Here is a 25,365-nt window from a genome sequence, read left to right on the forward strand (position 1 = left end):
CGGGGGCGTCCTGCCCCCTCCCCGCCCCCCGCCCCCGCCCTCATCGCCAACGCCGTGCACCCATCCCGGGCCGCGGGGCGTCCCCGAACGTAGCGCTACTGCATTGCGTCGCCCCGCCCGCCATGACGGGTGAGGCTTGCGACCACCCTCAGAGTCATCGCGAACGCAGGGAAGCGATCCAGGGCAGCGCGCCGGTTCCTAACGTGGCGCTACTGGATTGCGTCGCTCCGCTCGCAATGACGGATGAGGCTTGCGACCACCCCCATCGTCATCGCGAACGCAGTGAAGCGATCCAGGGCAGCGGGCCGTCTCCGAACGTGGCGCCGCTGGATCGCGTCGCTCCGCCCGCAATGACGGGTGTGGGGGACGGGGAGCGCCCCTTCCCGCATGACGCAGAATTTAATGTCGCGACGGGCGCCCTCTCCTACATGACGGTTCGATGACACCCGCCGGCACCGGCCGGCGGGCGGGCGATCATCCTGCCATGGGATAGACGAGAGCGATGAACGTCCATGTCCGGCCGTCCCACGGGCGCGAGGCCGAGCTGCTGCGGGCTCGGCGCCTGTGCAAGATCGCCGCGTCGCCGCTCTCCTACGTGCGGGGCTCCACCGCCCGGTTCTACGAATGGATGGCCGAGGCCCCGCCCGGAAGCCTGCCCGAGGGGCCGGCGATCTGGATCTGCGGCGATTGCCACCTCGGCAACATCGGCGCCCTGGCCGACACGGAGGGCCGGGTGCGGATGCAGATCCGCGACCTCGACCAGGCCGTCATCGCCAACCCAGCCTACGACCTCGTGCGACTCGCCCTCTCGCTGGTGACGGCGGGGCTCACCGCGCCCCTCTCCGGCCTCGCCGTCGCCCGGATGATCGAGGCCATCGCGGGGGGCTACGCCGCCGGCCTGGAGGATCCCGATGGGGCCGAGCCGGACGGGGACTCCGCCATCGTCGAGACGACCCGCCGCCGGGCCCTCGGCCGGCGCTGGCACCACCTGTCGGCGGAGCGCCTGCAGGGCAAGTCCGCGCGCCTGCCGCGGGGCAAGCGGTTCCTCGACCTCGGCGACGGGGAGCGGGCCGGCTTCGAGGCGCTCCTGCACGCGCCCGGCTTCGCGGAGCGGGTGCTCGGCCTGGGGCGCGGCGGCGAGCGGGAGATCGTCCTCGCGGACGCCGCCTACTGGATCAAGGGCTGCAGCTCGCTGGGCAAGCTGCGGCTCGCCGGCCTCGTCCGGATCGCCGGGGCGAAGGGCCGGGCGAAGGTCGCCCTCATCGACGTGAAGGAGGCGGTGCCCCACCTCGCTCCGGCCGCGCCCGGCGCCCCGGTCCCCGCCGACCCTGCCCGGCGCGTCGTGGAGGGCGCCCGCGCCCTGTCCCCGGCGTTGGGCGAGCGGATGATCGCCGCCCACCTGGGCGAGACGCCGGTGATCGTGCGCGAATTGCTGCCGCAGGATCTCAAGATCGTCGCCGAGCAGTTCTCCAAGGACGAGGGCGTGCGCGTGGCCCGCGGCCTCGCGGAGGTGGTCGGCCGGGCGCACGGGCGGCAGCTGGCGCCGGAGGCGCGGCGGGCGTGGCGCGGGCAGGTCGAGGCCGACGGCTGGGCCGAGCGGGCGCCCCACTGGCTGTGGTCCTCCGTCACCACCCTGATGGGCCGGCACCAGAGCGGCTACCTCGCCCATTGCCGGGAGGTCGCCCGCGACCGGAACCTCGCCAAGTTTCTCTGACGCGCGCCGCCGCACACCCCCCCTCACGCTCACCGGATACGATGCTCATCGACCCGACCCTCGAGACGTTCCTGATCCGCTTCGCCCTGAGTTTCGCCGCGGCCTTCGCCCTCGGCTGGAACCGGGAGGAGCTGGGCCACCCCGCGGGCCTGCGCACCCATGTGCTGATCTGCGTGGCCGCCTGCACGGCGATGCAGCTCGGCGGCTGGCTGCTGGTGGAGACCGGCCACACCGACAACGGCCTGTTCCGGCTCGACCTGATGCGGCTGGCGCAGGGGGTGCTCGCGGGGATCGGCTTCATCGGCGCCGGGACGATCCTGAAGCAGGGCAACATCGTCCGCGGCGTCACGACGGCGGCGACGGTCTGGCTGGTGACCGTGATCGGCCTGTGCTTCGGCGCGGGGGCGTGGCGGCTCGGCCTCTGCGCCACCGGCGTGACCCTCGTCACCCTCAAGGGGCTGGGCTGGCTCGAGCAGGCGCGGTCGCAGCGCTGCTACGGCACGGTGACGGTGGAGTTCGACCCGGGGGAGACCTCCCACGCCACCCTCCTCGGCCTGCTGACGCAGGAGGGGCTCGGCATCCGCTCCCGCAACCTGGAGGAGGAGGCCGGCACGGCGCGGCTGCGCTGCGTCGGCGCGGTGCAGGGCGCGCCCGATGCGTGGCCCCTGCGCCTCGTGGGGAGCCTGCGCCGGGCCCCCGGCGTCGGCCGGGTCTCCTGGGAGGAGATGGGCTGACGGTTGACCCGGCGCCCCGTCTCCCGTATGCAACCGACCGTCGACGGGGCTCCTCAACGGGGCCCCGTGGCGTTTTTGCACGCGCACCCGTGGGCCGGCTCCGGCCGCCCTGTCGTCCCGGGCCTGAGAGGCGTCGGGAAGAGGAGGGCGCGTTCCTCACTTCTCATCATCGAGAGGACGCGAAGTCATGTCGAAGCGGATTCAGGCGAAGCATAAGCTCGACCGCCGCATGGGCCAGAACATCTGGGGCCGCCCGAAGAGCCCCGTGAACCGCCGCGAATACGGCCCCGGCCAGCACGGCCAGCGCCGCAAGGGCAAGATGAGCGACTTCGGCACGCAGCTGCGCGCCAAGCAGAAGCTCAAGGGCTACTACGGCAACATCACCGAGAAGCAGTTCCGCCGCTACTACGCCGAGGCGATCCGCCAGCGCGGCGATTCCGGCGAGAACCTGATCGGCCTGCTGGAGCGCCGCCTCGACGCGGTGGTGTACCGCTCGAAGTTCGTGGCCACCCCCTTCGCCGCCCGCCAGTTCGTGAACCACGGGCACATCAAGGTGAACGGCGTCCGCGTCAACATCCCGAGCTACCAGGTGAAGGCCGGCGATCTCATCGAGATCAAGGAGGCCTCCCGCCAGCTCGAGATCGTGCTCGTGGCGACCCAGCTCGCCGAGCGCGACGTGCCCGACTACATCGAGGTCGACCACGCCAAGATGACCGCCCGCGTCACCCGCGTGCCGGGCCTCTCCGAGGTGCCGTACCCGGTGCAGATGGAGCCGAACCTCGTGATCGAGTTCTACTCGCGCTGAGGTCCATCCGGATCGCATGAGACCAGGGGGCTGCCTTCGCGGGCGGCCCCTTTTTCGTGGGCGGCGGGGCCTTCGCCCTCAGCAGCCGTGGCAGATCGTGCCCATCGTCTTGTGCATCTTGGAGTCCCACTCCTTCGAGCGCGCCTCGGCGGCCTTCTGCGCCTTCAGCATCGCCGCATCGCTGTTCGTCCTGGAGGAGGCGGGATCCGCCTGGCCCCCATTCCGGACCGGGGGCATGGTCCGGCCCGTCGCGGAGACGGAGCGGCCGGTCCTGGGCGTGGCGGCGGCCTTGTCGGGCGACCCGGCGGGGGGCTGGGCCAGCGCCGGGCCCGCGGCCAGGACGGCCGCGAGGACGAGGGCGCACCGGAGGGTGCGGCCGGATCGCCCGGCGGCGGGGCTGGACGAAACGAACTGACGCATGAGACCGTACTCCCGGCGGATCACCGCCCAACCATCGACCCAGTCCGCGATCCTAGCGGATCGCGCTTCGAGGGCCATGGCATGACAGAGTTAAACCCGCGGCCGGCCGAAGCGATCCCGGACCGGAAGTCGGCGGTCGCCGGGGCGCTGGCCCGCCTCGCCCCCCGCCTGCCCGCGTTCGAGGCGGGCGCGGTGCTCGACCGGGCGCTGGCCAGCGCCGGCCTGCGCCGGGCCGCGCCCGCCACCGCGGCCCGGCTCGCCCTGATCAGCTACGCCCGCCACGTCTTCACGGACTACGACGCGCTGCTCGCCGACGGCTACGACCGCGAGAGCGCCCGGCACTTCGTCCTCGACGCCCTCAACGAGACCCTGGCCGCCTGGGGGGCCGAGCCCGTGCCGGAGGAGGAGGCCGAGTGACGTGATCGGGTGATGCCCTCGCCCGAACCAGCCAAACCACTTCGCTGCGATCGGATTTAACCGTCCCCGCGACGGATCGCCTGTGCGGGTGTGTCGGCTGTCACAGCGGGCATTGGCGAGCCCGGGAACTGATAAGCCGCTGACGCTGGGCTTCCACGGCATCCCATAATCGCTTGCCAATGGCTTTGCTCGAGAATCGAGACAAAACCACGTCCTAACTCATTCTCAAGTACGAATTGCGTGCGGCAGGGTCCTCGATTCTATCTATGCAATGTTCCATTTCCGGGACGCTGCTGAACAACCACTGCTCGAGCCCGCAGGACTCGAGCAGACGCTGATAAGCGGGAGTTCGCGTCGCGATGACCGGGACCCCTCGGTTGATGGCAAGGACCGCCTTGTTTTCCGATTTGAAGAATGTCGCGACTTGGAAATCGTTTGGAATATGACTGAGAACACATAGATCGAACATCGGCAGCAAATGATGAAATGAATCGTGATTATATTGATGAATGAGGGCATTATTGATCGGATCGAATCCCCGAACATCAGTAATTATGTGATAGCGAATTCGCCTCCTGGCATGATACTGTTCGAGGCGCTTCGAATAATGTTCCATGGATTTTGTGAACGACTCGGGATAGCCGAACCAGACCACATCCAATGGCTTCTTCTCGACATGCTTCTTCGGGAGTGATTTTTCCAAGAGAAAATCGATGGGATCGGGGATGGCGATCACGCACCTATCGGTCGATGATTGCAGACATGTCTTGATCTCTTCGGTGGGAACGACGAAGGTATCGACCACATCGCGAAATTGTTCCACCTGTGTCGCCACGCGTGGATAAAAGTCGGATATCAGAGCAACGACGGGCGCGAGGGGATTCTTTTGTCTGAAATTGCGTAATTCGCCAGCGCGATGTTCGAGCGGATCGAGATGATTGACCAAGATCGCGTCGGCGACGGTTGAATGATTGCTGAAGTTTGAAAAAGAAACCCGGTCCTCGAGATATGAACGAAGGGCCCCGAACTTCATTCTCATGACGGCTTCCCTGCCGTCGTATTGCGAGATGATCGCGATCGATCGGATAGCGTCCGCAGGCGTCCGCACGGAGATCGCTTCCCGAGCATGGACCACAGGGGGATCGCGGTCCGGCCACCCGTGAGCCTGTCTCTCCGCCGACGCCTGTCTTACTCCTATGGCAGGTGTATCGCGCGACGCAGAACCGATGAGAGCGCGTTCGAGGAAATCGGCGTATCGGATCAAGTTGAAGTTTTTGAGATCGTTCGATGCTGCGATTTTTCTTTTGATAAAGTCCATGTTGACGCGAACGGCGGCTTCGAAATTCGCGCGTTGGATCTCGAATAAATCCAACGCGTGCAAGTCTTCCGTGATGATATCGAAGGCTCTTATATAGTCTAGAATACTTTTGTCGCGTATGGTGTTGGTGATGGAGCTTTTTCTCTGAACATAGAGATATCTTTGGGATCCGAGATACGCAACGCGTGACGATCGTGCGATGAGGCGAGGAATCGTTGCCAGATCCTCGTAATAAATGTGGTTCGGAAACCAGACATCATGATCCGTAAAGAGGGACCGCCGGTAGATTTTATTCCAGAACGCGTATCGGGTTGCATAAAATATATTTGTATCTTGCGTCACGGACAAGACGGGATGGGATGGGGCATATGTATTGAGCGTCACGCCTTGTTCTGTAACCTCAGCATAGCCGCACTCGGCAATGTCGCTCCCCGTGGAGGTGATGCATTCATGAAGGTCTTCGACCATCTTCGGGTGAATATAATCGTCGCTGTCCACTCCCATGACGAAGTCGCCCGAGGCGTGCCGAATTCCCGTATTGCGGGCGCCGCCTAAACCTAAATTTTCCGAGTGACGAACCAGCCGGAAGCGATCATCGGTGGATGAAAAACGTTCGACGATGCTCGCGCTGTGATCGGGGCTGCAATCATCGACACAAATGACCTCGAAATTGTCAAATGTCTGCCCTTGGATCGACTCGAGGCATTTTTCCAGATAAGGTTCTGTGTTGTAGATCGGCACAATGATGGAGATTTCGGGGCGAGATGCCGACAGCAGATCTCGCTTCGAGGATTGAGATCTGATCATATGACCCGGTGGACTCCGATCCTGCCTTCCTTGGCGCCATGCAGGAAGAAATGGACGAGCGGATTGACGCCCGATGCCGCGACATCCGGATTATCCAATAAGTACTGCAATGTGCTAAAGTACGAGGTGGGATCGCGACCCTCCTTTGCTCCAAATGTTAAATAATGCTTGGCGGGATTGGCGCCCGTAGCGGCGACATCGGGGTATTGATTGAGGTACCAATTGTTTGAGAAGAAAAACTTCTCGATGGAGCGTTCGACGTAAGATCGGTGAGGCTCACGCCACCTCCGCTTCAGACCAGAGGCGGCTGAAATGTGAGAAATCAGCAGGCTGTTTATTTGAAATTTTAGAGTTGTCTGCAGGCCGTGGGTTGGCGCCCCAGTACGGAGTTCGAGGTCATCGATCCAGGACCGCAATATGTCGTGTTCGGCGGTGATATCTGACAATCGACGGTTCATATCGACGAGAAAGGGGGTGTCGATCCATCGCCGCATTTCGCCCGCGCGGCCGGTCTCGACGGGCGAAAAAAACCGGGCTAACGACGTGCTGAGTATCAGGCCGTAATCCGTCTCAAAACCACTGGTATCCTCGCGGTAGAGAGTGTCGGAGATCCAGATATAGCTCTGAGCGATCTTCTTCGCGTAGTGTGTATGCCATCCCTTTTTTAATTCTACCTCGGACCACCGTTGCGCGCGCTCCCCGGCGATCTTCCTCATCGCGTGCACGGGCGATCGGATGGGAATATGTTTTGTGAGGAACAAGAGCGGGAAGTCGATCGCCTCCGGGAACTCGGCGATGTGCCCTCCGGTCGCCGCAAGGTTCACCCGCTGCTTGGGTTGCAGCCAAGCCCGTGCCTGGACGAAGTAAGAGTGATGGTCCGGCAGCTCGAAGTGTCGATAATAGGACCGGAAGTGGCCCTCGGGAGGTTGGCCATCATCGATCGGCCTATAGTTGAGAACGACGAAGTTGACGCGATTCGCGCCGCACTGTGATGCACAATCGAGGGCCTGAGCCAAATTGAGGCCGGGAAGCGGGCTGCGGCGAAATTCGTCGGCGTCGCTACTGATGATCCATCGACCAGGAAAATGGGCGGCAATCTCTTCCTTGAGGCCGACGAGATCGGCCCACGATGTCCGTTCGGCGGGACATTCCGGGAAGCGACGGACCTCGAGGATTCGATCCGAAAATTGAGTTTGAAGCGTCTTTATACTCTCGTAGGTGCCATCGTCGGACCAATTGTCGATCACGATCACATCGCACCCCTGATCGATGAGATCAGTAAGCGCCTCCAGAATGATATCCTGCTCGTTGTAAGCCGTAAGGATGGCGAGAGGACGATCCGACGATTGCGACGTGAGATCCGGTCTGACAGCTAAGTCGACATACGTTCTGATCGCCTTTTTATAGAGCGCGGCAACCATCCCGCTGCGCGCGGTAAGGTCTATGTTGACCATTCCGCTTACGATTGGCCTGAGCGAAATCTCCTTTTCGAATTTCCGCAAATATTGACGTCTAATAAACGCATTATGCAAGCTTTTCGAGTAGTGACGGATGCGAAGGATCGTCGCCCCGCCCTCGTAGGCATCCCAGAGCCATTTCGGCGTGACGCCGCTGAATGTATCTCCGTGCGCCTCAAAAGTAACGATCAATGCATATTTGTTGATCTCGTTGTAATGTTCTTTCGTATATTCGTCGCCTGCGCTTTGCAGTATTATTGTATTTTCCGGGAGATGGGGAAATGGCAGATCGCAATTTTTCCAGGCAAATAAATGCTTGGAATTGAAGGATTTGGATATGCCTTCCGTCAATACCTTAAACAGAATCGAGCTGTCGACGCCATCGTTGGTTGCATCCATGTCCCGCGTGCTCTTGTACAACTATGGATTGTTGGCAAATATGGGTTCGAATAGAAGGATGGGTCTTCATAATGGGGGTTTTCTGTGGGTGCAACGGCGTTTTTCTTTCCGAAGATTGGCGTGCTGATGTGCGGTCCGGTCCGTCGCGCGTCTTCACCGAGCAGGATCCGCTCGCCACCCGTGCGATGTTGAGGTAGGACCCCGCTGCGCCGTGCCGCGCGCCGTCCGGAGATCCAGGGCCCATGAAGATCAGCGCACGCAACGTCCTCAAGGGGACGGTCGTCTCCATCGACAAGGGCGCCACCACCGCCCACGTGAAGATCGAGATCAGCCCCGGTCAGGTCGTCACCGCCTCGATCACCAACGAGTCCGTCGACAGCCTGAAGCTCGTCACCGGCGGGCCGGCCTATGCCGTGGTCAAGGCCTCCGACGTGATGGTGGCCGTCGACTGAGTGGGGGCAGGGCCGTCCGCCCGGAAGGGGCGGCGGGCCCCGTGCGGAACGAGGTTAAGGATCGATGCCCGATCCCTGGGAGTCCACCACGTGAAGACCGTGCTCGGCATCGAGACCACCTGCGACGAGACCGCCGCCGCGGTGGTCTCGCTCGATCCCGATGGCACGCCGACCATCCGCGCCAACGAGGTGCTGAGCCAGATCGCCGAGCACGCGGCCTATGGCGGGGTCGTGCCGGAGATCGCCGCCCGCGCCCATGTGGAGGTGCTGGACCGGCTGATCGCCCGCGCCCTCGAACGGGCCGGCACGCGCCTCGCCGACCTCGACGGCATCGCCGTGGCGGCCGGCCCCGGGCTGATCGGCGGGGTGCTGGTCGGCCTCGTCACCGCCAAGACCCTGGCGCTGGTGGCCCACAAGCCCCTGCTCGCCGTCAACCACCTCGAGGCGCACGCCCTCACCGCCCGGCTGACCGACGGGCTCGACTTCCCCTACCTGCTGCTCCTCGTCTCCGGCGGCCACACCCAGCTCATCGCCGTGCGCGGGGTCGGCGACTACGTGCGGCTGGGCGGCACCATCGACGACGCCATCGGCGAGGCCTTCGACAAGGCCGCCAAGCTCCTGGGGCTCGGCTACCCCGGCGGCCCGGAGGTGGAGCGCATGGCGGAGGCGGGCGACCCCGAGCGGTTCGCCCTGCCCCGGCCGATGCTCGGCCGGCGGGACGCGAACTTCTCCCTCTCCGGCCTCAAGACCGCCCTGCGGATCGAGGCCGAGCGGATCGCCCCCCTGGCCGAGCGCGACGTGGCGGACCTCTGCGCGGGCTTCCAGGCGGCGGTGGTGGACGTGATCATCGACCGCGCCCGGGTGGCCCTGCGCGGCTTCTCCGCCGTGGCCGGGCGGCCCACCGCCCTGGTGGCGGCGGGGGGCGTGGCCGCCAACGGGGCGATCCGCCGGGCGCTCGCCGCGCTCGCCGGCGAGGCGGGCCTGTCCTTCGTCGCCCCGCCCCTGAACCTCTGCGGCGACAACGGCGCGATGATCGCCTGGGCCGGGCTGGAGCGCCTGCGCCTCGGCCTCGTGGACGACGTCACCGCCCCCGCCCGCCCCCGCTGGCCCCTGGCGGCCGAGCCCGCGCCGGTCTCGGCGGCATGAGCCCGCCCGATCCGCGCGCCGTCTGGCGGGACCTCGTGGAGCGCCGCCTGCCCGAGGCGGCCCGGGGCCGCCGGGACTGGCCGGTGCGGCTGGATCACTGCTTCGCCCGCATCCTCCTCGACCATGCCTGCGGCGGCCCCTGGCGCGACAGCGTCAAGCCGCCCGCCCATGCCAACATGCCGCCGGACCGGCTGGAGGCCGCCATCGCCCTGGGCGAGGCGGTGCTGGCCGGCACCGCCGACCTGCACGCCCTCAACCGGCGCTCCCTGGCGTGGCGGGGCAAGCTGCGGACCCCCGTGCCGGGCGCCGCTGCATGAGCGCCCCGGTCAACGTCGTCGGCGGGGGGGCCTGGGGCACGGCGCTCGCCAACGCCGCCGCCGCCGCCGGCCATCCCGTGACCCTGTGGCTGCGGGATGCGGAGGCCGCCGCCCGGATCGAGGCGCAGCGCGAGAACCCGCGCTACCTGCCCGGCGTGCCCCTGCACGCCGCCGTCCGCGCCACCGCGGCGGCGGACGCCCTCGCCGGGGCGCGGGCGAGCCTCCTCGTCGTCCCCGCCCAGACGTTGCGCGGGGTGCTGGGCCAGCTCGCCGGGCCGCTCGCGACGGCGGGGCCGGCGATCCTCTGCGCCAAGGGGATCGAGCGCGGCAGCGACAGCTTCATGAGCGCGGTGGCGGCGGAGGTGCTGCCGGTGGGGAGCCCCGTCGCGGTGCTGTCGGGGCCGAGCTTCGCCGCCGACGTGGCCCGCGGCCTGCCGACCGCCGTGACGCTGGCCTGTGCCGATCCCGGCCTCGCGGCCGCCCTCAGCGCCCTGCTCTCGGGGCCGAGCTTCCGCCTCTACCACACCGACGACGTGCGCGGCGTCGAGATCGGCGGGGCGGGCAAGAACGTGCTGGCCATCGCCTGCGGGATCGTCGCCGGGCGGGGGCTCGGCGAGAGCGCCCGGGCGGCGCTGATCGCCCGGGCCTTCGCCGAGCTGATGCGATTCGCGCGTGCCTTTGGCGGGCGGCCGGAGACGTTGATGGGGCTCTCGGGGCTCGGGGACCTCGTGCTGACGGCGGGCTCGCCGCAATCGCGCAACTTCGCCTTCGGCAGCCGCCTGGGGGCCGGGGCGAGCCCGGAGGCGGCGGCGGGTGGCAAGCTCGCGGAGGGCGCCTTCACCGCCGCCGCGCTCACCGGCCTCGCCCGGGCACGGGGCATCGAGATGCCGGTGGCCGAGGCGGTGGCCGCCCTGGTGGCGGGGGAGACCGGCGTCGATGCCGTGGTCGCCAAGCTCCTCGCCAGGCCGCTCCGCGGCGAGAACGATTAACCCCGGGTTCCCATAAGGGCGAGCCCCTTGGCGGGGTCCAGGGGCGGAGCCCTTCGGAACATCCCGACTGTCATGGGACGACGATGGCGTACTGGTTGTTCAAGTCCGAGCCCGCGACGTGGTCATGGGACCAGCAGGTCGCGGCGGGCGCGGGGGGGACGCACTGGAACGGCGTGCGCAACCACCTCGCCAAGAAGCACCTGATGGCGATGCAGGTGGGCGAGCGCGGCTTCTTCTACCACTCGAACGAGGGGAAGGCCGTGGTGGGCGTGGTGGAGGTGATTCGCCCTTACTACCCCGACCACACCGACGAGACCGGGCGCTTCGGCATGGTCGATGTGCGGACGGTGGAGCCGATGCGGATCCCGGTGGGTCTCGACGCCATCAAGGCGGAGACCGCCCTCGGGGGCATGGTGCTCGTGAACAACTCCCGCCTGTCGGTGCAGCCGGTGAGCGCGGACGAGTGGGCCCTGGTGCGGGCGATGGGGGGATTGGGGGGCGCCTGAGGGGTGTCGGCGGGTCGGTCGCGGCCGGCCGGCTTCCCCTCGATGCGCGGCGCGGTCCGAAAGGGACCGCGGTCCAGCCTCAGCGGCGCTGGGCCTTGGCCTTGCGGGCGAGGTAACGGGCGTCGCGCTGCGCCTTGAGTTCCGCCTGCTTCGCGACGGCGCGCTCCTCGGAGGCGATCCGCTCGGCTTCGACCCGCTCGGCGGCGGCCAGACGTTCGGCTTCGGCGGCGGCCTCGGCGCGGGCCACTTCGGCCAGCCGGAGGACTTCACGCTCGGCGGCGCGGGTCTCGCGGGCGGCGATCAGGGCGCTGCGGGCGGACTGGCGGGCCATCACGGCCGGATCGTCTGCGGTGGGGCGCGCCCGGAAGCGGGCCAGCATCTCGGACCGGGCCTTGGAGGCGGCTTCGAGACGGTCGGTCAGGGCTTGGCTGTTCTGAAAGCTCACGTATTCTCCAAATCGGACTTGGCTCGGAATCGCCGGCCCGCTGCGTGTCGTTAAAAAAAGGAGCCGCTCCGGGTGGAGCGGCTCTGTCGAGAAGGTCGGCCTGAGATCAGGCTGCGCGGAGCTGGCCGGCGGACTGCTTGCCGCTGCGGCGGTCGGTCTCGAGTTCGAAGGACACGCGCTGTCCCTCGTTCAGGGTGCCCATTCCGGCGCGCTCGACGGCGGAGATATGGACGAACACGTCCTGGCCGCCGTCCTCAGGCTGAATGAAGCCGAAGCCCTTCGTCGCGTTGAACCACTTTACGGTACCGGTCGTCATGTGGATTGGTCTCGATCTTCGCAGGGTCAAGGGTAGAGGACGCCCGGTCGATGGTACCGAGCGCAGAGTCGAACGATAGCGAAAGGAGGGAGAGAGCCGCCCCGCGAAGGAACTACGACCCAAAACATCCGAATACGTATCGAGATCTTTATGATAAGCCCCTGCACGTGATTTGGCAAGGCGCATCGAAAATAGAGATATCTGTGGGGAATTGCTCGTAATTTCCCGGATCGGGCGCATATGAAGTGGGCTGCATCGCACGATTTCGTGCCGCGGCATCGAGAGAGGCGTCCATGATCCGTACCCCGAACTTCGGGGCCGCCCAGTCGGTCTCCACCGAAGACTTCAACGATCGGATCAAGCGCATCTTCGAGAGGAAGCCCGATCCCAACACGACGTTCGAGCGTCCCGCCGGTTCCGGCGCCCGCAAGACCCGCGTCTTCAAGTCCTGAATGGCCTTCCTTGCGGGGGGAACGTCCGTCTCGGGCGCCCCGCAGGCACCTCCAGACCGACGAGAACCCGGGACAGGATGCTCGATACACTCAAGAAGGCGTTGCGCCGGCTGAGCTCGGGCAGCGCCCACGACCGGGCGATGCGGGACGAGGCGGTGGCCCGGGAGGACGGGGTCTTCGCCGGAACGGGCACCGAGCGGGCCCGGGTGTTCGAATCGGACTACCACGCCGCGGTCGAACTCCTCCGCGTGAGGATGGATGCGGCCCATCCCCCCGCCTGCCACGAGAAGCTGAGCACCGTCGGCGCGTCGAGCTACGAGTACGGCGAGCGGCGCCTGGCCACCGTCGATGCCGCCTCCACCGCCATCGCGATGGCGCTGCGGGCCGGCGCCACCGTCGAGCAGGCGGCCGAATCGGGCGCGTCGAGCCTCGGCCTGTAGCCCGGACACCCCCCTCCCCTACGCCGCCCGGCTCACGGGGCGCGGTGCCTTCGCCTTTTGCTGCTCGGCGGGGGGCGGCGCGTCGAACTCCTCGGCCGAGAGGGTGTCCATCACCCGCGCGGCGGGCAGCGTCACGATGACCTCGGTGCCCTCGCGGGGGCGCGATTCGAGCTGGAACTGCCCGCCATGCAGTTCCACGAGGCCCTTCACGATGGGCAGGCCGAGGCCGGAGCCCTGCTCCGCGGTCTTGATCGCCAGGGCGCCCCGGCCGAACGAGGACATCACCGTGCCGAGCTCATCCTCCGGGATGCCGGGGCCGCTGTCCTTCACGGAGAGGTACTGCCCGCCCCGCGCCGTCCAGCCGACCTTGAGCCAGATCTCCCCCCCCGGCGGCGTGAACTTCACCGCGTTCGAGAGCAGGTTCAGCACGATCTGGCGGAGCGCCCGCTCGTCCGCCCAGAGGCGCGGCAGGGTCGTGTCCACCATCTCGTGGACGACCTGGCTCTTGGCCTTGGCCCGGAGCGCCATCATGTGGCGGCACTCCTCCGCCACGCCCGCCAGCAACACCGGCTCCTCGTTCAGTTCGTAGCGCCCGGCCTCGATCCGCGACAGGTCCAGGATCTCGTTGATGAGGTTGAGGAGGTGCATCCCGCTGTCGTGGATGTCGGTCGAGTACTCCCGGTACGACGGCGAGGCGTGCTGGCCGAACACCTCGTTCTTCATCACCTCCGAGAAGCCGAGGATGGCGTTGAGCGGCGTGCGCAGCTCGTGGCTCATGGTGGCGAGGAAGCGGGACTTGGCGAGGTTCGCCTCCTCCGCCCGGCGGCGGGCCTCGTCGGAATTGGCCTTGGCCTGCTCCAGTTCGCCGAACACCGCGTCCTTCTCGGCCCGGGAATGCAGGGCGCCCACCGTCGAGCCGTAGAGGCGCCGGGACAGGCCGAGGAAGAAGATCTGCGTGCCGAAGGCCATGGCCACCAGCACCAGGGCGTCCATCCCGCTGGAGAAGGCCGTGAGCGAGACGGTGGCGAGCGACAGGGGCACCAGGGCCGCCACCGCCGCGGCCGGGGCCGTCGCGGCCAGCATGGTCGTCACCGCCGCCGCGATGACGAGGCCGAACAGGGCGAAGGTCCAGCCCCCCGTGCCGCCGAGCGCGATCATCCCCGACCAGGACAGGCTCTGGAGCACCTCCCCGGCCACGAAGCGGCGGCGCCAGCGGGCGAGGTCGATGAGCTCCGGCTCGGCCGCCAGGAAGCGCCGGCAGAGGATCGAGTTGAGCGTGATCATCAGGAACACGCACAGGGCCCAGGCCGAGGACACCACCAGGGGCACCCAGAAGGTCGCCGCCCCCGCCAGGGCCACGGCGAACAGGCCGAGCGCGATGCCGGCCCCCGCCCGGTACTGCGCGTAGTGGCGCAGCAGCTCCTGCTCGAAGGCGCGCTCCAGGCCCGAGCGCGAGGTCAGCCTCTCCCGCGCCGAGCGGATCTCGCGGGCGACACCGAGGCGCCGGGCGGCCTCCTCCGTCGAGGGACCACGCCCGCGCTGGACCATCTCGACGGTGAGATCGGACATGCGCTTCAGGATGACCGGGATTGACGTAAGCTATTGAGATGACCGGCGAAGGATGCTGCCAAAGTCTTAAGAAGCGACTGCCGCGGCAGGTCTAATCGTCCGCAATCGGGTGCCGGCACTGTTTACTTCCGATATGTGTGCGGTGGCGCACAGCCCTGAGCCGCCGCGGCGTCTTAGCTGTGGGTTCAGGGTTGGCCGCAGCCCCGCGCAGACGAAGCCCCGCCATGCCCCAGATCACCATCAATGGCGTGCTGCACGCGATCGACGCCGACCCGGACACGCCGCTCCTGTGGGTGTTGCGGGACCACGCGGCCCTGACCGGCACGAAATACGGCTGCGGCATCGGCCAGTGCGGCGCCTGCACGGTCCACCTCGATGGGCAGCCGGTGCGCGCCTGCCAGACCCGCCTCGGCGATGTCGGCACCGCGCCGGTGGCCACCATCGAGGGGGTGACCGGGCGCGTGGCGGACGCGGTGCAGGCGGCGTGGCGCACCCTCGACGTGGTCCAGTGCGGCTACTGCCAGTCGGGCCAGATCATGTCGGCGATCGGCCTGCTGTCGCGCAACGCCCGCCCGAGCGATGCCGACATCGACGGGGCCATGGACGGCAACATCTGCCGCTGCGGCACCTACCAGCGCATCCGCGCCGCGATCCACGAGGCGGCCAGCCGCCTCGCCTGACCGGCCCGCGGTGCGAAGGCTCCGGCCCCCCCTCGCGGGCGGTCGGGCCCCATCGCCCGGGACGATTCCCCCCACGGTCATGACCGGAGCATCGCCGCAATGCTGACCATCCGTCGGCCGAACCAGCCCCCCGCCGCCCCCCGGCCGAACCGCCGGGGCTTCCTGGCCGGGGCCGGGGCCATCGTCGTGGCCTTCCGCCTGGAGGCCGGCCCCGCCCGCGCCGCCGGGCTCGAGCCGGCCGGGATCGCCCCCCAGCCCAACGCCTTCGTGCGCATCGGCGCCGACGACACCGTGACCGTGGTGATCAAGCACCTCGACATGGGCCAGGGCAACACGACCGGCCTCGCCACGATCCTCGCCGACGAGCTCGGCGCCGACTGGTCGCGGGTGCGCACCGCGTTCGCCCCCGCCGACGCCAAGCTCTACGCCAACCTGCTGATGGGCCCGATCCAGGGCACGGGCGGCTCCACGGCGGTGGCCAATTCCTGGGTCCAGCTGCGCAAGGCCGGCGCGGCGGCGCGCGAGATGCTGGTGGCGGCCGCCGCCTTCCAGTGGAAGGTGCCGGTGGCCGAGATCACCGTGGCGGAGGGCGTGGTCCGCCATGCCCCCTCGAACCGGCAGGCCCGGTTCGGGGAGCTCGCCGCCTCGGCGGCCACCCTGCCCGTCCCGGCCGAGCCCCGGCTGAAGGACCCGAGCGAGTGGCGCCTCATCGGGCAGAAGGTCCCCCGCCTCGATTCCGTGGCGAAGACCGACGGCTCGGCGGTCTACGCCCTCGACATCCGCCGGCCGGGGCAGGTGACGGCGGTGATCGCCCGCCCCCCCCGCTTCGGCGGCACGGTGAAGGGGTTCGACGGGGCGCAGGCGCGCAAGGTGCCGGGCGTCCTCGACGTGGTGCAGGTCCCCTCCGGGGTGGCGGTGATCGCCAGGGACACGTGGTCGGCGATGCAGGGCCGCAAGGCGCTGACGGTGGAGTGGGACGAGTCCGCCGCCGAGACCCGCTCGTCGGAGGCGATCCTGGCCGAGTACCGGGAGCGGGCCAAGGCGCCCGGCCTCACCGCCTCCACTCGGGGCGATCCGGGCGCGGCCCTGAAAGGGGCGGCCAAGGTGATCGAGGCCGAGTTCACCTTCCCCTACCTCGCCCACGCGGCGATGGAGCCCCTGAACGCGACGATCGAGCGGGCCGAGGACGGCGGCTACGACGTCCACGCGGGCTTCCAGTTCCAGACCGTCGAGCAGGCGACCATGGCCGCCGTGCTCGGGGTGACGCCCGACCGGGTCCGCCTGCACACCCACTGGGCCGGGGGCTCCTTCGGCCGGCGGGCGACGCCCACGGCGGATTACGCCGCCGAGACCGCCGCGGTGTTCAAGGCCACGGGGGAGAAGGCGCCGGTCCACCTCGTCTGGACCCGCGAGGACGACATGACCGGCGGGTACTACCGGCCGAGCGTGCTCCACCGGGTCCGGGCCGGCATCGACGCGAAGGGCGCGGTGGTGGGCTGGGACCATGTGATGGTCGGCAAGTCGATCATGATCGGCTCGCCCTTCGAGGCGATGATCGTGAAGAACGGCATCGACGCCACCACCGTCGAGGGGGCCTCGGACACGCCCTACGCCCTGCCCGCCTACCGCTTCGGCGTCCATAACGGGCGCGAGGGCGTGCCGGTGCTGTGGTGGCGCTCGGTCGGCCACAGCCACACCGCCCACGTCATGGAGGTGATGATCGACGACCTCGCCCATGCGGCCGGCGCCGATCCCGTCGCCTACCGGCTCGCGCTGCTGACCAACGCCCCGCGGCTGGCGGGCGTCCTGCGCCGCGCCGCGGACGAGGCCGGCTGGGGCGGGGCGCAGGCCAAGGGCAGCGGCCTCGGGGTCGCCGTCCACGAATCGTTCGGCTCCTACGTCGCCATGGTGGCGCAGGTGAGCGTGGGCCAGGGCCATGTGAAGGTGGAGCGGATCGTCGCGGCGGTGGATGTCGGCGTGGCGGTGAACCCGGACGTGATCCGGGCGCAGGTCGAGGGGGCGGTGGGCTTCGCCCTGTCCTCGGTGCTGCGCAACCGCATCACCCTGAAGGACGGGCAGGTGCAGGAGGCGAATTTCGATGCCTACGAGCCGACCCGGATGAGCGAGATGCCGCGCGTCGAGGTCCACATCGTGCCGAGCACGGCGGCGCCGACCGGCATCGGCGAGCCCGGCGTGCCGGTGCTGGCGCCGGCCATCGCCAACGCGGTCTTCGCCGCCAGCGGCCAGCGCCTGCGCTCCCTGCCCCTCGACCTGTCGGGGCTGAAGGGCGCGTGAGGAAACGCACGGCGGCCCTGCCGGGGCGGGCGTAAGCCTGGATCGCCTTCCCCCAAGGCAAGAGACCCGACTGACAACGGCGCGGCGCGACACCGCGCCGTTTCTTTTTGCGGATCTCATGGGTTCCCAAAGGGCGAGCCCTTTGGTGAGGTCTCGGGGCAAGGCCCCGGGAATGTCCCGCAGGGCTCCGCCCCGCACCCGCCGGAGGGCTCGCCCTCCGGGATCCCCGGTTCTGTCGTCATGCCCTCCTTCGAAGACACCGCCGCCCGGCTGCGCGCCTGCCGCCTCTGCCGGGACAGCCCGGTCTACGGGCCGCCCCTGCCGCAGGAGCCCCGGCCGATCGTGCAGGGCTCGACGGGGGCGCGGCTGTGCATCGCCAGCCAGGCGCCGGGGACGCGGGCGCACCGGACGGGGATGCCGTTCATGGACCCCTCGGGCGTGCGGCTTCGCACCTGGCTCGGGCTGGACGAGGCGCAGTTCTACGACGGCGACAGGATCGCCATCGTGCCGATGGGCTCCTGCTTCCCCGGCCTCGACGAGAAGGGCGGGGACAAGCCGCCCCGGCGGGAATGCGCCGAGCGCTGGCGGACGGAGCTGTTCGCCGGCCTGCCGCACCTCGACCTGATCCTGGTGATCGGCTCCTACGCGCAGGTGTGGCACCTCGGAAAGCTGGAGGGCGGCCTCACCGGCACGGTGCGGCGCTGGCGCGAGATCCTGGCCGAGCCCCGCCGGCCGCGGGTGCTGCCCCTCCCCCACCCGTCCTGGCGCAACAACGGCTGGCTCAAGCGCGAGCCGTGGTTCGAGGCGGAGCTGCTGCCGGTCCTGCGCGAGGAGGTGGCGCGGGCGCTGGCCGAGTGAGCCCCGCGCCTCATCTATGGCGCCGTCATCCACCGCGAGGAACCGCCATGCTGCTCTACGAGCATCCGCTCTCGTCCTACGCCCAGAAGATCAAGATCGCCCTGCGCGAGAAGGGCGTGCCGTTCACCGCCGAATTGCCGGAGAGCTTCGGCACCGGACGCAGCGACGGCCCCTTCGCCGCCGCCAACCCCCGCACCGAGGTGCCGGTGCTGATCGACGGCGACACCACGATCTTCGAATCGACGGTGATCCTCGAATACGTCGAGGAGCGCTGGCCCGCGCCGCCGCTGCTCCCCCGCGACCCCGCCGCCCGCGCCTTCGCCCGGGTGACGGAGGATGTCTGCGACACCCAGTACGAGGCGGTGAACTGGGGCTTCGGCGAGGTGCTGTGGTTCCGCCGGGCGACGGGGGACCTCGCCCTGCACCTGCGCGCCCAGGCCGCCGCCCAGACGCGGGTGTTGCAGGACTGGCTGGCCGGGCGCCTCGGCCCGGCGGAGTGGTTCGGCGGCGCGCGCTTCGGCTGGGCGGATGCCGCCGCCGCGCCGATGGTCAACCGCTCGGTGCATTACGGGATGGGGCCGGAGCCCGGTTCCCCCCTGGCCCGCTGGCACGCCCGGGTGAGCGCGCGCCCGGCGGTGGCGCAGACCTTCGCGGAGTTCGACGCCGCCGCCGCGACGATGGCCGCGGCCTCCGAGATGTACACCACCGGCGGCCGCCGCCGGGAATACCGGGACCATCGCCTCGAATGGATGGTCAAGTCCGGCGGGGTGGAGGTGGTGCTGGCGGGCCTGCGGGACGGGACCATCCGCTTCCCCTGGCCGGACGGGGTGTGATGGCCCTCCGCGGGAGGGCGTGGCGACGTCCCGTCGTCCTGGAAGCGCGGCCGGGACGAACGGTGTCGTCCCCCCCGCACCCTCATCCTGAGGTGCCCGCGTCCGCGGGCCTCGCAGGAGACTTCCCGAGTGCGCTGTGATCCCTGGAGCCCTCCTTCGTGGCGGCTCCCGCCGCACCTCAGGATGAGGGTCTGGGGGGGACGAAGGGGATTTCCCGCCAGAGCCTTCGGATCAGGGCGTGGGTCGGGACAGGGTCGCAGCCCGTCCGCCGGGGAGGACGGAAGGCGGCGGATTGACAGCGCGCCCGCCCCCGTGATCGGTGCCCCGATGACCGAGACCGACCCCCGCGACCGCCTGATCGTCGCCCTCGACGTGCCCGGCGTGGCCGAGGCCGAAGCCCTGATCGACCGGATCGGCGATGCGGCGCGCTTCTACAAGATCGGCTACCGCCTCGCCTATGCGGGGGGGCTCGCCCTGGCCGAGCGCCTCGTGGCCCGGGGGAACAAGGTCTTCCTCGACCTCAAGCTGCACGACATCGGCAACACCATCGAGGAGGGGGTGCGCGCGGTCTCCGGCCTGGGTGCGACCTTCCTGACCGTCCACGCCTATCCGCAGACCATGCGGGCGGCGGTGAAGGGGCGTGGCCACGGCCTGAAGATCCTCGCCGTGACCGTGCTCACCTCCTACGACGACGCCGACGCGGCGGAGGCGGGCTACGCCCTCCCCGTGGCCGAGCTCGTGGCGAAGCGCGCCGCCCAGGCGGCGGAGATCGGGATCGACGGGCTCGTCTGCTCGGCGGCGGAGGCGGCGGGCGTGCGCGGCATCGTCGGGCCGGACCGGCTGATCGTCACCCCCGGCATCCGCCCGGCGGGGGCCGAGGCGGGGGACCAGAAGCGGGTGATGACGCCGGGCGACGCCCGGCGGGCGGGGATCGACCACGTGGTGGTCGGGCGGCCGATCACCGGGGCCGCCGACCCGCGGGCGGTGGCGCGGGCGATCGTCGCCGAGATGGCCTGAGGCGCCCGGCGCCTTACCTTCGTCGATGCGAGCGCAGACGGCGCGGCGACGAGGACGCACACCGATGACGAAGGGCTACTGGATCGCGCGGGTCGATGTCCGCGATGCCGAGGCGTACAAGGACTATGTCGCGGCCAACGGCGCGGCCTTCGCCAAGTTCGGCGGGCGCTTCCTGATCCGCGGGGGCCGCTACGAGGCGGTGGCGGGGCCGGCGCGCAGCCGCAACGTCGTCATCGAGTTCCCGACCTACGAGGACGCCCTCGCCTGCTGGAACTCGGACCTCTACCAGGAGACCAAGGCCAAGCAGCGCGGCGGCGTCGAGGCGGAGATCCTGGTGATCGAGGGCTACGAGGGGGCGCAGCCTTCGGCCTCCGAGCCCGCCCCGCCCTCGACCCCGGCCTCGGAATAACGGCCCCTCACCCCCGCCCCGGTGCCAGCCCCCGCAGGAGGAACGCGATCATCGCCTCCAGGGGGGGCACCGGCGGCAGCATCGGCTGGCCGACGAGCAGGGGGTGGGTGTAGCGGATGATGCCGACATGGATGCACCCGGCGGCCATCGCCGGGTCGGGCGTCTCGAACTCCCCGGTGGCCACGCCGTCGCGGATGATGCCCTCGAACGCCGCGGTGATCCCCGCCACGTGGTGACGGCAGACCTCCCAGCTCTCGCCCATCGCCGCCTCGACCATCTCGTGGATGCGGGGATAGCGCTCGTAGCGGTCCATGCTGAGCCCGTGCAGGGATTCGATGGCCGTGACGAGGCGTTCGGTGGGCGTCAGCTCCCGCTGGGCGGCGATGCCCGCGACCAGGGCCTCGATCTCACCGATCAGCCGCTCCAGCACCGCCTCGTTGATCGCCTTCTTCGATTCGAAGAAGCGATAGACGTTGGCCGGGCTCATCTTGAGCGCCCTGGCGATGTCGGCGACGGTGGTCTTCTGGTAGCCGATCTCGTGGAAGAACGTGCTGGCCGTGGCCATGATGCGGCAGCGCGTGGTCGGCGCGCTCTCGTCCGCGGCCATCGGCCTGGTGTCTTCCGGTTGCATGGCCCCTAGTAGGGCCGGGCTCGGGGGCCGTCAAAACCCCCGTGCCCCTCCCGCCGGTGCCGTCCTCAGGAGCCGAACTGCGAGCCCAGGCGCTCGAGGTACTCGGCGAGGTCCAGGCCGCCGATCCGCTTGCCGTAGTCGAAGCGCATGCCCTGGCGGATGTCCACGCTGGCATTGGGGGTGGTGAGGGTGAACGGCCGGAGGCAGATCCAGGCACCGTCGCGGCGGTGCTCGAAGAAACCCAGGATGTCGTGCTTGGCCATGTTCCCCTCCCCGCTCTCCCTCCCCGCACCCTCGCGGCGCGGTGGAGGTCGTGCCTGAACCCCGGCGCGGCGCCCCCGAAGGGATCTTGCCGGGGTGTTTCAGGAATACAACTGTCCCGCTTTTATTTGGTTCTCTCCCTGCGGCGGATTGCCGTGCCGGCCCCGGGGCGGGGCGCGCTCAGCCGCCGGGCTGGGCCGCGTTGACCATCGGCGGCGGCTCGACCTCGGGCAGCGCCATCCCCTGCGCCGGGTCGGGCCGGCGGCTGCGGGTCATGGGGGCGAGGGTCTGCGTGCGGCCGGTGGCCAGGGCGCGCTCCACGGCCTCCAGGATGCGGATGTCGCACAGGCCCTCCTCGCCATCCGGCTCCGGGGCGCGGTCGTGCAGGATGCAGTCGGAGAAGTAGCGGGTCTGGCCGCCGAACTGGTCGACGCTCGGGTAGGCGAGGCGCTCCTTCTCCCCGCCGCGGGTCAGGGTGCCCCCGAGCCCCATCCCGAACAGGAAGGCGGGCTGCAGGTGCAGGTCGCCCTTCGTGCCGGTGACGCGGTAGGCATCGACGGCGTCGGTCTCGTAGGAGACCGTGAACTGCGCGAGGCGCCCGCTCGGGAAGCGGAGGGTGACGGCGACGGTGCCGTCGAAGGCGAAGGGGCTGTCCGGCCGGCGGCTGCCCAGGGCGGAGACCTCCACCGGCTCCTCGCCGAACAGGTTGCGCACGGCGTTGAGCGGGTAGGTGCCCATGTCGGGCACCGGACCGGCCCAGTAGCCCTGCTGGGCCCGGTGGTTGCCGGCCGCCACCGCCTGGCCGAAGGTCGCGGTGAACATCCGCGGCTCGCCGATCTCCCCCGCCCGGATGCGGGCGATGGCGTCCAGGGTGCCGGGCTCGAAATGCAGGCGGTAGGCCACCATCAGCTTGGCGCCGGAGGCCTTCGCCGCGGCGTTGATCGCCTCGCATTCGGCCACGCTCACGGCCATCGGCTTCTCGAGGAGGACGTGGCAGCCGGCCTCCAGGGCGGGCACGGCGTAGTCCCGGTGCATCCCGTTGGGCAGGGCAAGGTAGACGGCATCGAACAGGCCGGAGGCCAGCGCCTCCGGGTACCGGTCGTAGCCGAAGGCGGTCAGCCCGTAGGTCCGCGCCAGGGCGTCGGCCTTCGCCGGGTCCCCGGTGACGATGGCGGTCATCTCGGAATTGCCGGTCTGGTCCACCCCCGGCATGAAGGCCGCCTGCGAGATCCAGCCGCCGCCCACCACCGCGTAGCGCACCTTGCGCCCGCTCACCCGTCTCGCCTGCATGCCCTGCCTCCGTTGCGGTGCGAAGGCGGAACGCGGCAAGGGATGGCTGGATCCGCAAGGTTCCCGCAGGGCAGCGCCGCTTTCGGTCGCGTCCCCGGCCGCGGGCGCGCGCCTATTTGCTGCGGCGCAGCGGGCGGCTCCGTCCGGCTGACCTCCCGTCACGAAAGGTCGTCATGGCTCTGTTTCACTGGATCGGTCGCGTCCTCAAGGGGGCGGAGCGCCTCGCCGCGGCGGCGTTCATCGGGGTCGTGACCCTGTTCGCGGCCTCCCTCGACTTCGCCCTTGGAATCGTCACGCGGCTCTACGACCGGTTCGATGCGGGGTTTTCGGATCTCGCCGCCCAGTCGCGCCAGCGCCGGACGGCCAAGGGTGAGGTGGCCGCTCCCCGCTGAGGCGGCCTTGGCCCCACCTCGTCTCGCAGGCAAGGCGGCGCGACCCGGGGAGGCGGGCCGCGTCGCTCGTAAGGGAGGCGGGCGAGGGCGCCCTACTTCAACGCCCCGATGTGAGCGTGGAAGTCCGGCCCGTTGCCGGTCTTGGCCACGTGCCCGGCGCGGATCAGGTAGTCGCCGAAATGCTCCCCCGCCTGCTTGCCCTTCGCGAACTCGGCGAAGAGCGGGTCCAGGGTGGAGACCACCTCCGCCGGGGAGGCGTCCTCCCGGTAGAGCTTGCCGAGCCGCGAGCCGTCGAAGGCCGCGCCGAGATAGAGGTGGTAGCGCTCGGGGCCGCGGCCCACGAGGCCGATCTCGGCGATGAACGGCCGGGCGCAGCCGTTGGGGCAGCCGGTGGAGCGGATGGTGATCTCCTCCTCCGCGAGCCCGTGCTTGGCGAGGCTCGCCTCGAGGTCGTCCATGAGGCCCGGCAGGAAGCGCTCGCTCTCGGCCAGCGCCAGCCCGCAGGTCGGCATGGCGACGCAGGCGATGGAGTTGCGCCGCAGCGCCCCCGCCCCCTTGGTCATCCCGTACTCATCGACGATCGCCTCGATCGCCGCGCGCCTCGCCTCCGGCACGTTGGCGATGATGACGTTCTGGTTGGCGGTGAGGCGGAAATCGCCCTCGTGCTCCTCGGCGATCCGGCGCAGGCCCGCGAGGAACTGCGGGCCGTCCTCGTAGTCCTTGATCCGGCCGGAGGGCACGTAGAGCGTCAGGTGGTGGCGCCCGTCGTCGCCCGCGGTCCAGCCGAAGCGGTCGCCGTTGTTGGTGAAGGTGTAGGGCTTCGGCGCCCCGAGGGGCTTGCCGAGGCGGGCCTCCACCTCGGCCCGGAAGGCGTCGAGGCCGTAGCGCTCGATCGTGTACTTCAGGCGCGCGTTCTTGCGGTTCTTGCGGTTGCCCCAGTCGCGCTGGACGGTCATCACCGCCTCGGCGACCTTCACCGCGTCCTCAGGCAGGCAGAAGCCCATCACGTCCGCGGTGCGGGGGAAGGTGTCCGGCTCGCCATGGGTCATGCCCATGCCGCCGCCGACGGTGACGTTCCAGCCGGTGACCGCGTTGCCCTCGTCGAGGATGGCGATGAAGCCGAGGTCGTGGGCGAAGATGTCGACCTCGTTCGAGGGCGGCACCGCGACGACGATCTTGAACTTCCGCGGCAGGTAGGTGCGGCCGTAGATCGGCTCGACCTCGAGCCCTTCCTCGCCGCCGACCACGCGCTCGCCGTCGAGCCAGATCTCCCGCCACGCGCTGGTCTTGGGCAGGAGCGAGTCGGAGATGGTCTTGGCGAGCCCGATGGCCGCCTGATGGGCCTTCGCCTGGGCCGGATTGGTGGCGGCCATGACGTTGCGGTTCACGTCGCCGCAGGCGGCGATGGTGTCGAGGAGCGCCGCGTCGATGGCGGCCATGGTCCGCTTGAGGTTCGACTTGATGACGCCGTGGTACTGGAAGGTCTGGCGCGTGGTCGCCCGGAGCGCGCCGCCGGCATAGGTGCGGGCGATGTCGTCCAGCACCAGCCATTGCTTGGGCGTGACCACGCCGCCCGCGATCCGCAGGCGGATCATGAAGCTGTAGGCCTTGTCGAGCTTCTTCTTGGTCCGCTCCGGGCGCAGGTCGCGGTCGTCCTGCAGGTACATCCCGTGGAACTTCACGAGCTGCCCGTCATCCTCGGAGATCGCCCCCGTGGCGTGCTTCAGCAGCCCGTCGGCCAGCGTGCCGCGCAGGTAGCCGCTGGCGATCTTGATGTGTTCGTTGGCCGCGAGCTTCTCCGCCCGCGCGGCCTCGGCGTCCGTGATCGGGCGCGTGGTCGGCGGGGTCTCGTAGACGCGCTTGGTGGCGGTGGGTGTGCCGTCGGTCATGGGTCTGGTCCGGTGCTGGATATGGCTCGCGCCGCGACCCTTCCGGACGTGGCGTCCCCTCTCCCGACCCCCTGACGGGGGCCGCCCTCCCCCGCAGGGGGGGAGGG

The 25,365-nt window shown here is 69.3% G+C and carries 27 protein-coding genes and 1 pseudogene; 18 read left to right on the forward strand and 10 right to left on the reverse strand.

What is annotated here, in order from left to right:
* The first annotated feature begins 502 nt into the window (after positions 1 to 502).
* The 3 genes from MKK53_RS03355 to rpsD all read left to right on the forward strand — a co-directional run bounded on the left by MKK53_RS03355 (position 503) and on the right by rpsD (position 3,253).
* A complete protein-coding gene (locus MKK53_RS03355) occupies positions 503 to 1,714 on the forward strand; it encodes a DUF2252 family protein (RefSeq protein WP_243926911.1) in 1,212 nt (403 codons plus the stop codon).
* 41 nt (positions 1,715 to 1,755) lie between these two features.
* Positions 1,756 to 2,448 (forward strand): MgtC/SapB family protein, encoded by a 693-nt coding sequence (locus MKK53_RS03360; RefSeq protein WP_243926913.1) that lies wholly within the window; start codon positions 1,756 to 1,758, stop codon positions 2,446 to 2,448.
* 187 nt (positions 2,449 to 2,635) lie between these two features.
* Entirely contained in the window at positions 2,636 to 3,253 is a 618-nt protein-coding gene (gene rpsD / locus MKK53_RS03365; protein ID WP_243926915.1) for a 30S ribosomal protein S4, read from the forward strand.
* 78 nt (positions 3,254 to 3,331) lie between these two features.
* On the opposite strand, the gene MKK53_RS03370 is transcribed toward rpsD, so the two are convergent.
* The gene (locus MKK53_RS03370; RefSeq protein WP_243926918.1) at positions 3,332 to 3,673 is read right to left on the reverse strand and encodes a hypothetical protein; all 342 of its coding nucleotides are present in this window, start codon (positions 3,671 to 3,673) and stop codon (positions 3,332 to 3,334) included.
* A gap of 81 nt (positions 3,674 to 3,754) precedes the next feature.
* Here MKK53_RS03370 and MKK53_RS03375 point away from each other — a divergent pair, with 81 nt between their 5' ends.
* Positions 3,755 to 4,090, forward strand: coding sequence for a DUF2293 domain-containing protein (locus MKK53_RS03375; protein ID WP_243926920.1), 336 nt, complete (start codon positions 3,755 to 3,757; stop codon positions 4,088 to 4,090).
* A gap of 214 nt (positions 4,091 to 4,304) precedes the next feature.
* Here MKK53_RS03375 and MKK53_RS03380 read toward each other — a convergent pair whose 3' ends face one another.
* A complete protein-coding gene (locus tag MKK53_RS03380; RefSeq protein WP_279598795.1) occupies positions 4,305 to 6,215 on the reverse strand; it encodes a glycosyltransferase family 2 protein in 1,911 nt (636 codons plus the stop codon).
* Positions 6,212 to 8,071 carry a glycosyltransferase gene (locus tag MKK53_RS03385; protein WP_243926924.1) on the reverse strand — a complete coding sequence of 620 codons (1,860 nt, stop codon included), beginning with the start codon at positions 8,069 to 8,071 and terminating at the stop codon, positions 6,212 to 6,214. The genes MKK53_RS03380 and MKK53_RS03385 overlap by 4 nt, the downstream gene beginning before the upstream one ends.
* 242 nt (positions 8,072 to 8,313) lie before the next feature.
* Here MKK53_RS03385 and MKK53_RS03390 point away from each other — a divergent pair, with 242 nt between their 5' ends.
* From MKK53_RS03390 to MKK53_RS03410, 5 genes and pseudogenes are all read left to right on the forward strand, one after another.
* On the forward strand, positions 8,314 to 8,523 hold the full coding sequence (locus MKK53_RS03390; RefSeq protein WP_238249133.1) for a molybdopterin-binding protein: 210 nt from the start codon (positions 8,314 to 8,316) through the stop codon (positions 8,521 to 8,523).
* A gap of 90 nt (positions 8,524 to 8,613) precedes the next feature.
* Complete coding sequence (gene tsaD, locus MKK53_RS03395) at positions 8,614 to 9,669, forward strand: tRNA (adenosine(37)-N6)-threonylcarbamoyltransferase complex transferase subunit TsaD (RefSeq protein WP_243926926.1); 1,056 nt, start codon at positions 8,614 to 8,616, stop codon at positions 9,667 to 9,669.
* Positions 9,666 to 9,977 (forward strand): annotated as a pseudogene (locus MKK53_RS03400) (N-acetyltransferase); the annotation flags it as partial. The gene tsaD and the pseudogene MKK53_RS03400, both read left to right, overlap by 4 nt.
* Positions 9,978 to 9,982: 5 nt before the next feature.
* Positions 9,983 to 10,975 carry an NAD(P)H-dependent glycerol-3-phosphate dehydrogenase gene (locus MKK53_RS03405; protein ID WP_243926928.1) on the forward strand — a complete coding sequence of 331 codons (993 nt, stop codon included), beginning with the start codon at positions 9,983 to 9,985 and terminating at the stop codon, positions 10,973 to 10,975.
* 83 nt (positions 10,976 to 11,058) lie between these two features.
* Positions 11,059 to 11,481, forward strand: coding sequence for an EVE domain-containing protein (locus MKK53_RS03410; protein ID WP_243926930.1), 423 nt, complete (start codon positions 11,059 to 11,061; stop codon positions 11,479 to 11,481).
* A 79-nt stretch (positions 11,482 to 11,560) separates the two neighbouring features.
* Here the strand turns inward: MKK53_RS03410 and MKK53_RS03415 are convergent, their stop codons facing one another.
* Together MKK53_RS03415 and MKK53_RS03420 are read right to left on the reverse strand one after the other, a co-directional pair.
* Positions 11,561 to 11,926, reverse strand: coding sequence for a DUF6481 family protein (locus MKK53_RS03415; protein ID WP_243926932.1), 366 nt, complete (start codon positions 11,924 to 11,926; stop codon positions 11,561 to 11,563).
* A 106-nt stretch (positions 11,927 to 12,032) separates the two neighbouring features.
* Positions 12,033 to 12,242: a cold-shock protein gene (locus MKK53_RS03420; protein WP_243926935.1), complete on the reverse strand. Its 210-nt coding sequence runs from the start codon at positions 12,240 to 12,242 to the stop codon at positions 12,033 to 12,035.
* A 293-nt stretch (positions 12,243 to 12,535) separates the two neighbouring features.
* Here MKK53_RS03420 and MKK53_RS03425 point away from each other — a divergent pair, with 293 nt between their 5' ends.
* Together MKK53_RS03425 and MKK53_RS03430 are read left to right on the forward strand one after the other, a co-directional pair.
* Entirely contained in the window at positions 12,536 to 12,694 is a 159-nt protein-coding gene (locus MKK53_RS03425) for a hypothetical protein (RefSeq protein WP_243926937.1), read from the forward strand.
* Positions 12,695 to 12,771: 77 nt separating this feature from the next.
* Positions 12,772 to 13,134: a hypothetical protein gene (locus tag MKK53_RS03430; protein ID WP_243926939.1), complete on the forward strand. Its 363-nt coding sequence runs from the start codon at positions 12,772 to 12,774 to the stop codon at positions 13,132 to 13,134.
* Between the two features lie 18 nt (positions 13,135 to 13,152).
* On the opposite strand, the gene MKK53_RS03435 is transcribed toward MKK53_RS03430, so the two are convergent.
* On the reverse strand, positions 13,153 to 14,703 hold the full coding sequence (locus MKK53_RS03435; RefSeq protein ID WP_243926941.1) for a sensor histidine kinase: 1,551 nt from the start codon (positions 14,701 to 14,703) through the stop codon (positions 13,153 to 13,155).
* 224 nt (positions 14,704 to 14,927) lie between these two features.
* On the opposite strand from MKK53_RS03435, the gene MKK53_RS03440 reads away from it, so the two are divergent.
* From MKK53_RS03440 to MKK53_RS03465, 6 genes are all read left to right on the forward strand, one after another.
* Positions 14,928 to 15,383 (forward strand): (2Fe-2S)-binding protein, encoded by a 456-nt coding sequence (locus tag MKK53_RS03440; protein WP_243926943.1) that lies wholly within the window; start codon positions 14,928 to 14,930, stop codon positions 15,381 to 15,383.
* Between the two features lie 99 nt (positions 15,384 to 15,482).
* The gene (locus MKK53_RS03445) at positions 15,483 to 17,678 is read left to right on the forward strand and encodes a xanthine dehydrogenase family protein molybdopterin-binding subunit (protein WP_243926944.1); all 2,196 of its coding nucleotides are present in this window, start codon (positions 15,483 to 15,485) and stop codon (positions 17,676 to 17,678) included.
* 240 nt (positions 17,679 to 17,918) lie between these two features.
* Positions 17,919 to 18,536, forward strand: coding sequence for a uracil-DNA glycosylase family protein (locus MKK53_RS03450; protein ID WP_243926947.1), 618 nt, complete (start codon positions 17,919 to 17,921; stop codon positions 18,534 to 18,536).
* Between the two features lie 47 nt (positions 18,537 to 18,583).
* Positions 18,584 to 19,369, forward strand: a complete 786-nt coding sequence (locus MKK53_RS03455; protein ID WP_243926949.1) for a glutathione S-transferase family protein — start codon at positions 18,584 to 18,586, stop codon at positions 19,367 to 19,369.
* 327 nt (positions 19,370 to 19,696) lie between these two features.
* Positions 19,697 to 20,386 carry an orotidine-5'-phosphate decarboxylase gene (pyrF, locus tag MKK53_RS03460; protein ID WP_243926951.1) on the forward strand — a complete coding sequence of 230 codons (690 nt, stop codon included), beginning with the start codon at positions 19,697 to 19,699 and terminating at the stop codon, positions 20,384 to 20,386.
* Positions 20,387 to 20,450: 64 nt separating this feature from the next.
* Complete coding sequence (locus MKK53_RS03465; protein WP_243926953.1) at positions 20,451 to 20,795, forward strand: DUF1330 domain-containing protein; 345 nt, start codon at positions 20,451 to 20,453, stop codon at positions 20,793 to 20,795.
* 7 nt (positions 20,796 to 20,802) lie between these two features.
* Here the strand turns inward: MKK53_RS03465 and MKK53_RS03470 are convergent, their stop codons facing one another.
* From MKK53_RS03470 to MKK53_RS03480, 3 genes are all read right to left on the reverse strand, one after another.
* Entirely contained in the window at positions 20,803 to 21,402 is a 600-nt protein-coding gene (locus tag MKK53_RS03470; RefSeq protein ID WP_243926955.1) for a TetR/AcrR family transcriptional regulator, read from the reverse strand.
* 89 nt (positions 21,403 to 21,491) lie between these two features.
* Positions 21,492 to 21,689 (reverse strand): hypothetical protein, encoded by a 198-nt coding sequence (locus tag MKK53_RS03475; protein ID WP_243926957.1) that lies wholly within the window; start codon positions 21,687 to 21,689, stop codon positions 21,492 to 21,494.
* A gap of 178 nt (positions 21,690 to 21,867) precedes the next feature.
* Positions 21,868 to 22,977 carry a Gfo/Idh/MocA family protein gene (locus MKK53_RS03480; protein WP_243926959.1) on the reverse strand — a complete coding sequence of 370 codons (1,110 nt, stop codon included), beginning with the start codon at positions 22,975 to 22,977 and terminating at the stop codon, positions 21,868 to 21,870.
* 173 nt (positions 22,978 to 23,150) lie between these two features.
* On the opposite strand from MKK53_RS03480, the gene MKK53_RS03485 reads away from it, so the two are divergent.
* Entirely contained in the window at positions 23,151 to 23,369 is a 219-nt protein-coding gene (locus MKK53_RS03485; RefSeq protein ID WP_243926960.1) for a hypothetical protein, read from the forward strand.
* A gap of 92 nt (positions 23,370 to 23,461) precedes the next feature.
* On the opposite strand, the gene MKK53_RS03490 is transcribed toward MKK53_RS03485, so the two are convergent.
* Complete coding sequence (locus tag MKK53_RS03490; protein ID WP_243926962.1) at positions 23,462 to 25,258, reverse strand: NADPH-dependent assimilatory sulfite reductase hemoprotein subunit; 1,797 nt, start codon at positions 25,256 to 25,258, stop codon at positions 23,462 to 23,464.
* Positions 25,259 to 25,365: the final 107 nt, after the last annotated feature.

The sequence above is a fragment of the Methylobacterium sp. J-076 genome, assembly GCF_022829405.1.
Lineage (GTDB): Bacteria > Pseudomonadota > Alphaproteobacteria > Rhizobiales > Beijerinckiaceae > Methylobacterium.

Coding starts and splice junctions, on each gene's coding strand:
- MKK53_RS03355 (WP_243926911.1), top strand. CDS start 503: ATGAACGTCCATGTCCGGCCGTCCCACGGGCGCGAGGCCGAGCTGCTG.
- MKK53_RS03360 (WP_243926913.1), top strand. CDS start 1,756: ATGCTCATCGACCCGACCCTCGAGACGTTCCTGATCCGCTTCGCCCTG.
- rpsD (WP_243926915.1), top strand. CDS start 2,636: ATGTCGAAGCGGATTCAGGCGAAGCATAAGCTCGACCGCCGCATGGGC.
- MKK53_RS03370 (WP_243926918.1), bottom strand. CDS start 3,673: ATGCGTCAGTTCGTTTCGTCCAGCCCCGCCGCCGGGCGATCCGGCCGC.
- MKK53_RS03375 (WP_243926920.1), top strand. CDS start 3,755: ATGACAGAGTTAAACCCGCGGCCGGCCGAAGCGATCCCGGACCGGAAG.
- MKK53_RS03380 (WP_279598795.1), bottom strand. CDS start 6,215: ATGATCAGATCTCAATCCTCGAAGCGAGATCTGCTGTCGGCATCTCGC.
- MKK53_RS03385 (WP_243926924.1), bottom strand. CDS start 8,071: ATGGATGCAACCAACGATGGCGTCGACAGCTCGATTCTGTTTAAGGTA.
- MKK53_RS03390 (WP_238249133.1), top strand. CDS start 8,314: ATGAAGATCAGCGCACGCAACGTCCTCAAGGGGACGGTCGTCTCCATC.
- MKK53_RS03405 (WP_243926928.1), top strand. CDS start 9,983: ATGAGCGCCCCGGTCAACGTCGTCGGCGGGGGGGCCTGGGGCACGGCG.
- MKK53_RS03410 (WP_243926930.1), top strand. CDS start 11,059: ATGGCGTACTGGTTGTTCAAGTCCGAGCCCGCGACGTGGTCATGGGAC.
- MKK53_RS03420 (WP_243926935.1), bottom strand. CDS start 12,242: ATGACGACCGGTACCGTAAAGTGGTTCAACGCGACGAAGGGCTTCGGC.
- MKK53_RS03425 (WP_243926937.1), top strand. CDS start 12,536: ATGATCCGTACCCCGAACTTCGGGGCCGCCCAGTCGGTCTCCACCGAA.
- MKK53_RS03430 (WP_243926939.1), top strand. CDS start 12,772: ATGCTCGATACACTCAAGAAGGCGTTGCGCCGGCTGAGCTCGGGCAGC.
- MKK53_RS03435 (WP_243926941.1), bottom strand. CDS start 14,703: ATGTCCGATCTCACCGTCGAGATGGTCCAGCGCGGGCGTGGTCCCTCG.
- MKK53_RS03440 (WP_243926943.1), top strand. CDS start 14,928: ATGCCCCAGATCACCATCAATGGCGTGCTGCACGCGATCGACGCCGAC.
- MKK53_RS03445 (WP_243926944.1), top strand. CDS start 15,483: ATGCTGACCATCCGTCGGCCGAACCAGCCCCCCGCCGCCCCCCGGCCG.
- MKK53_RS03450 (WP_243926947.1), top strand. CDS start 17,919: ATGCCCTCCTTCGAAGACACCGCCGCCCGGCTGCGCGCCTGCCGCCTC.
- MKK53_RS03455 (WP_243926949.1), top strand. CDS start 18,584: ATGCTGCTCTACGAGCATCCGCTCTCGTCCTACGCCCAGAAGATCAAG.
- pyrF (WP_243926951.1), top strand. CDS start 19,697: ATGACCGAGACCGACCCCCGCGACCGCCTGATCGTCGCCCTCGACGTG.
- MKK53_RS03465 (WP_243926953.1), top strand. CDS start 20,451: ATGACGAAGGGCTACTGGATCGCGCGGGTCGATGTCCGCGATGCCGAG.
- MKK53_RS03470 (WP_243926955.1), bottom strand. CDS start 21,402: ATGGCCGCGGACGAGAGCGCGCCGACCACGCGCTGCCGCATCATGGCC.
- MKK53_RS03475 (WP_243926957.1), bottom strand. CDS start 21,689: ATGGCCAAGCACGACATCCTGGGTTTCTTCGAGCACCGCCGCGACGGT.
- MKK53_RS03480 (WP_243926959.1), bottom strand. CDS start 22,977: ATGCAGGCGAGACGGGTGAGCGGGCGCAAGGTGCGCTACGCGGTGGTG.
- MKK53_RS03485 (WP_243926960.1), top strand. CDS start 23,151: ATGGCTCTGTTTCACTGGATCGGTCGCGTCCTCAAGGGGGCGGAGCGC.
- MKK53_RS03490 (WP_243926962.1), bottom strand. CDS start 25,258: ATGACCGACGGCACACCCACCGCCACCAAGCGCGTCTACGAGACCCCG.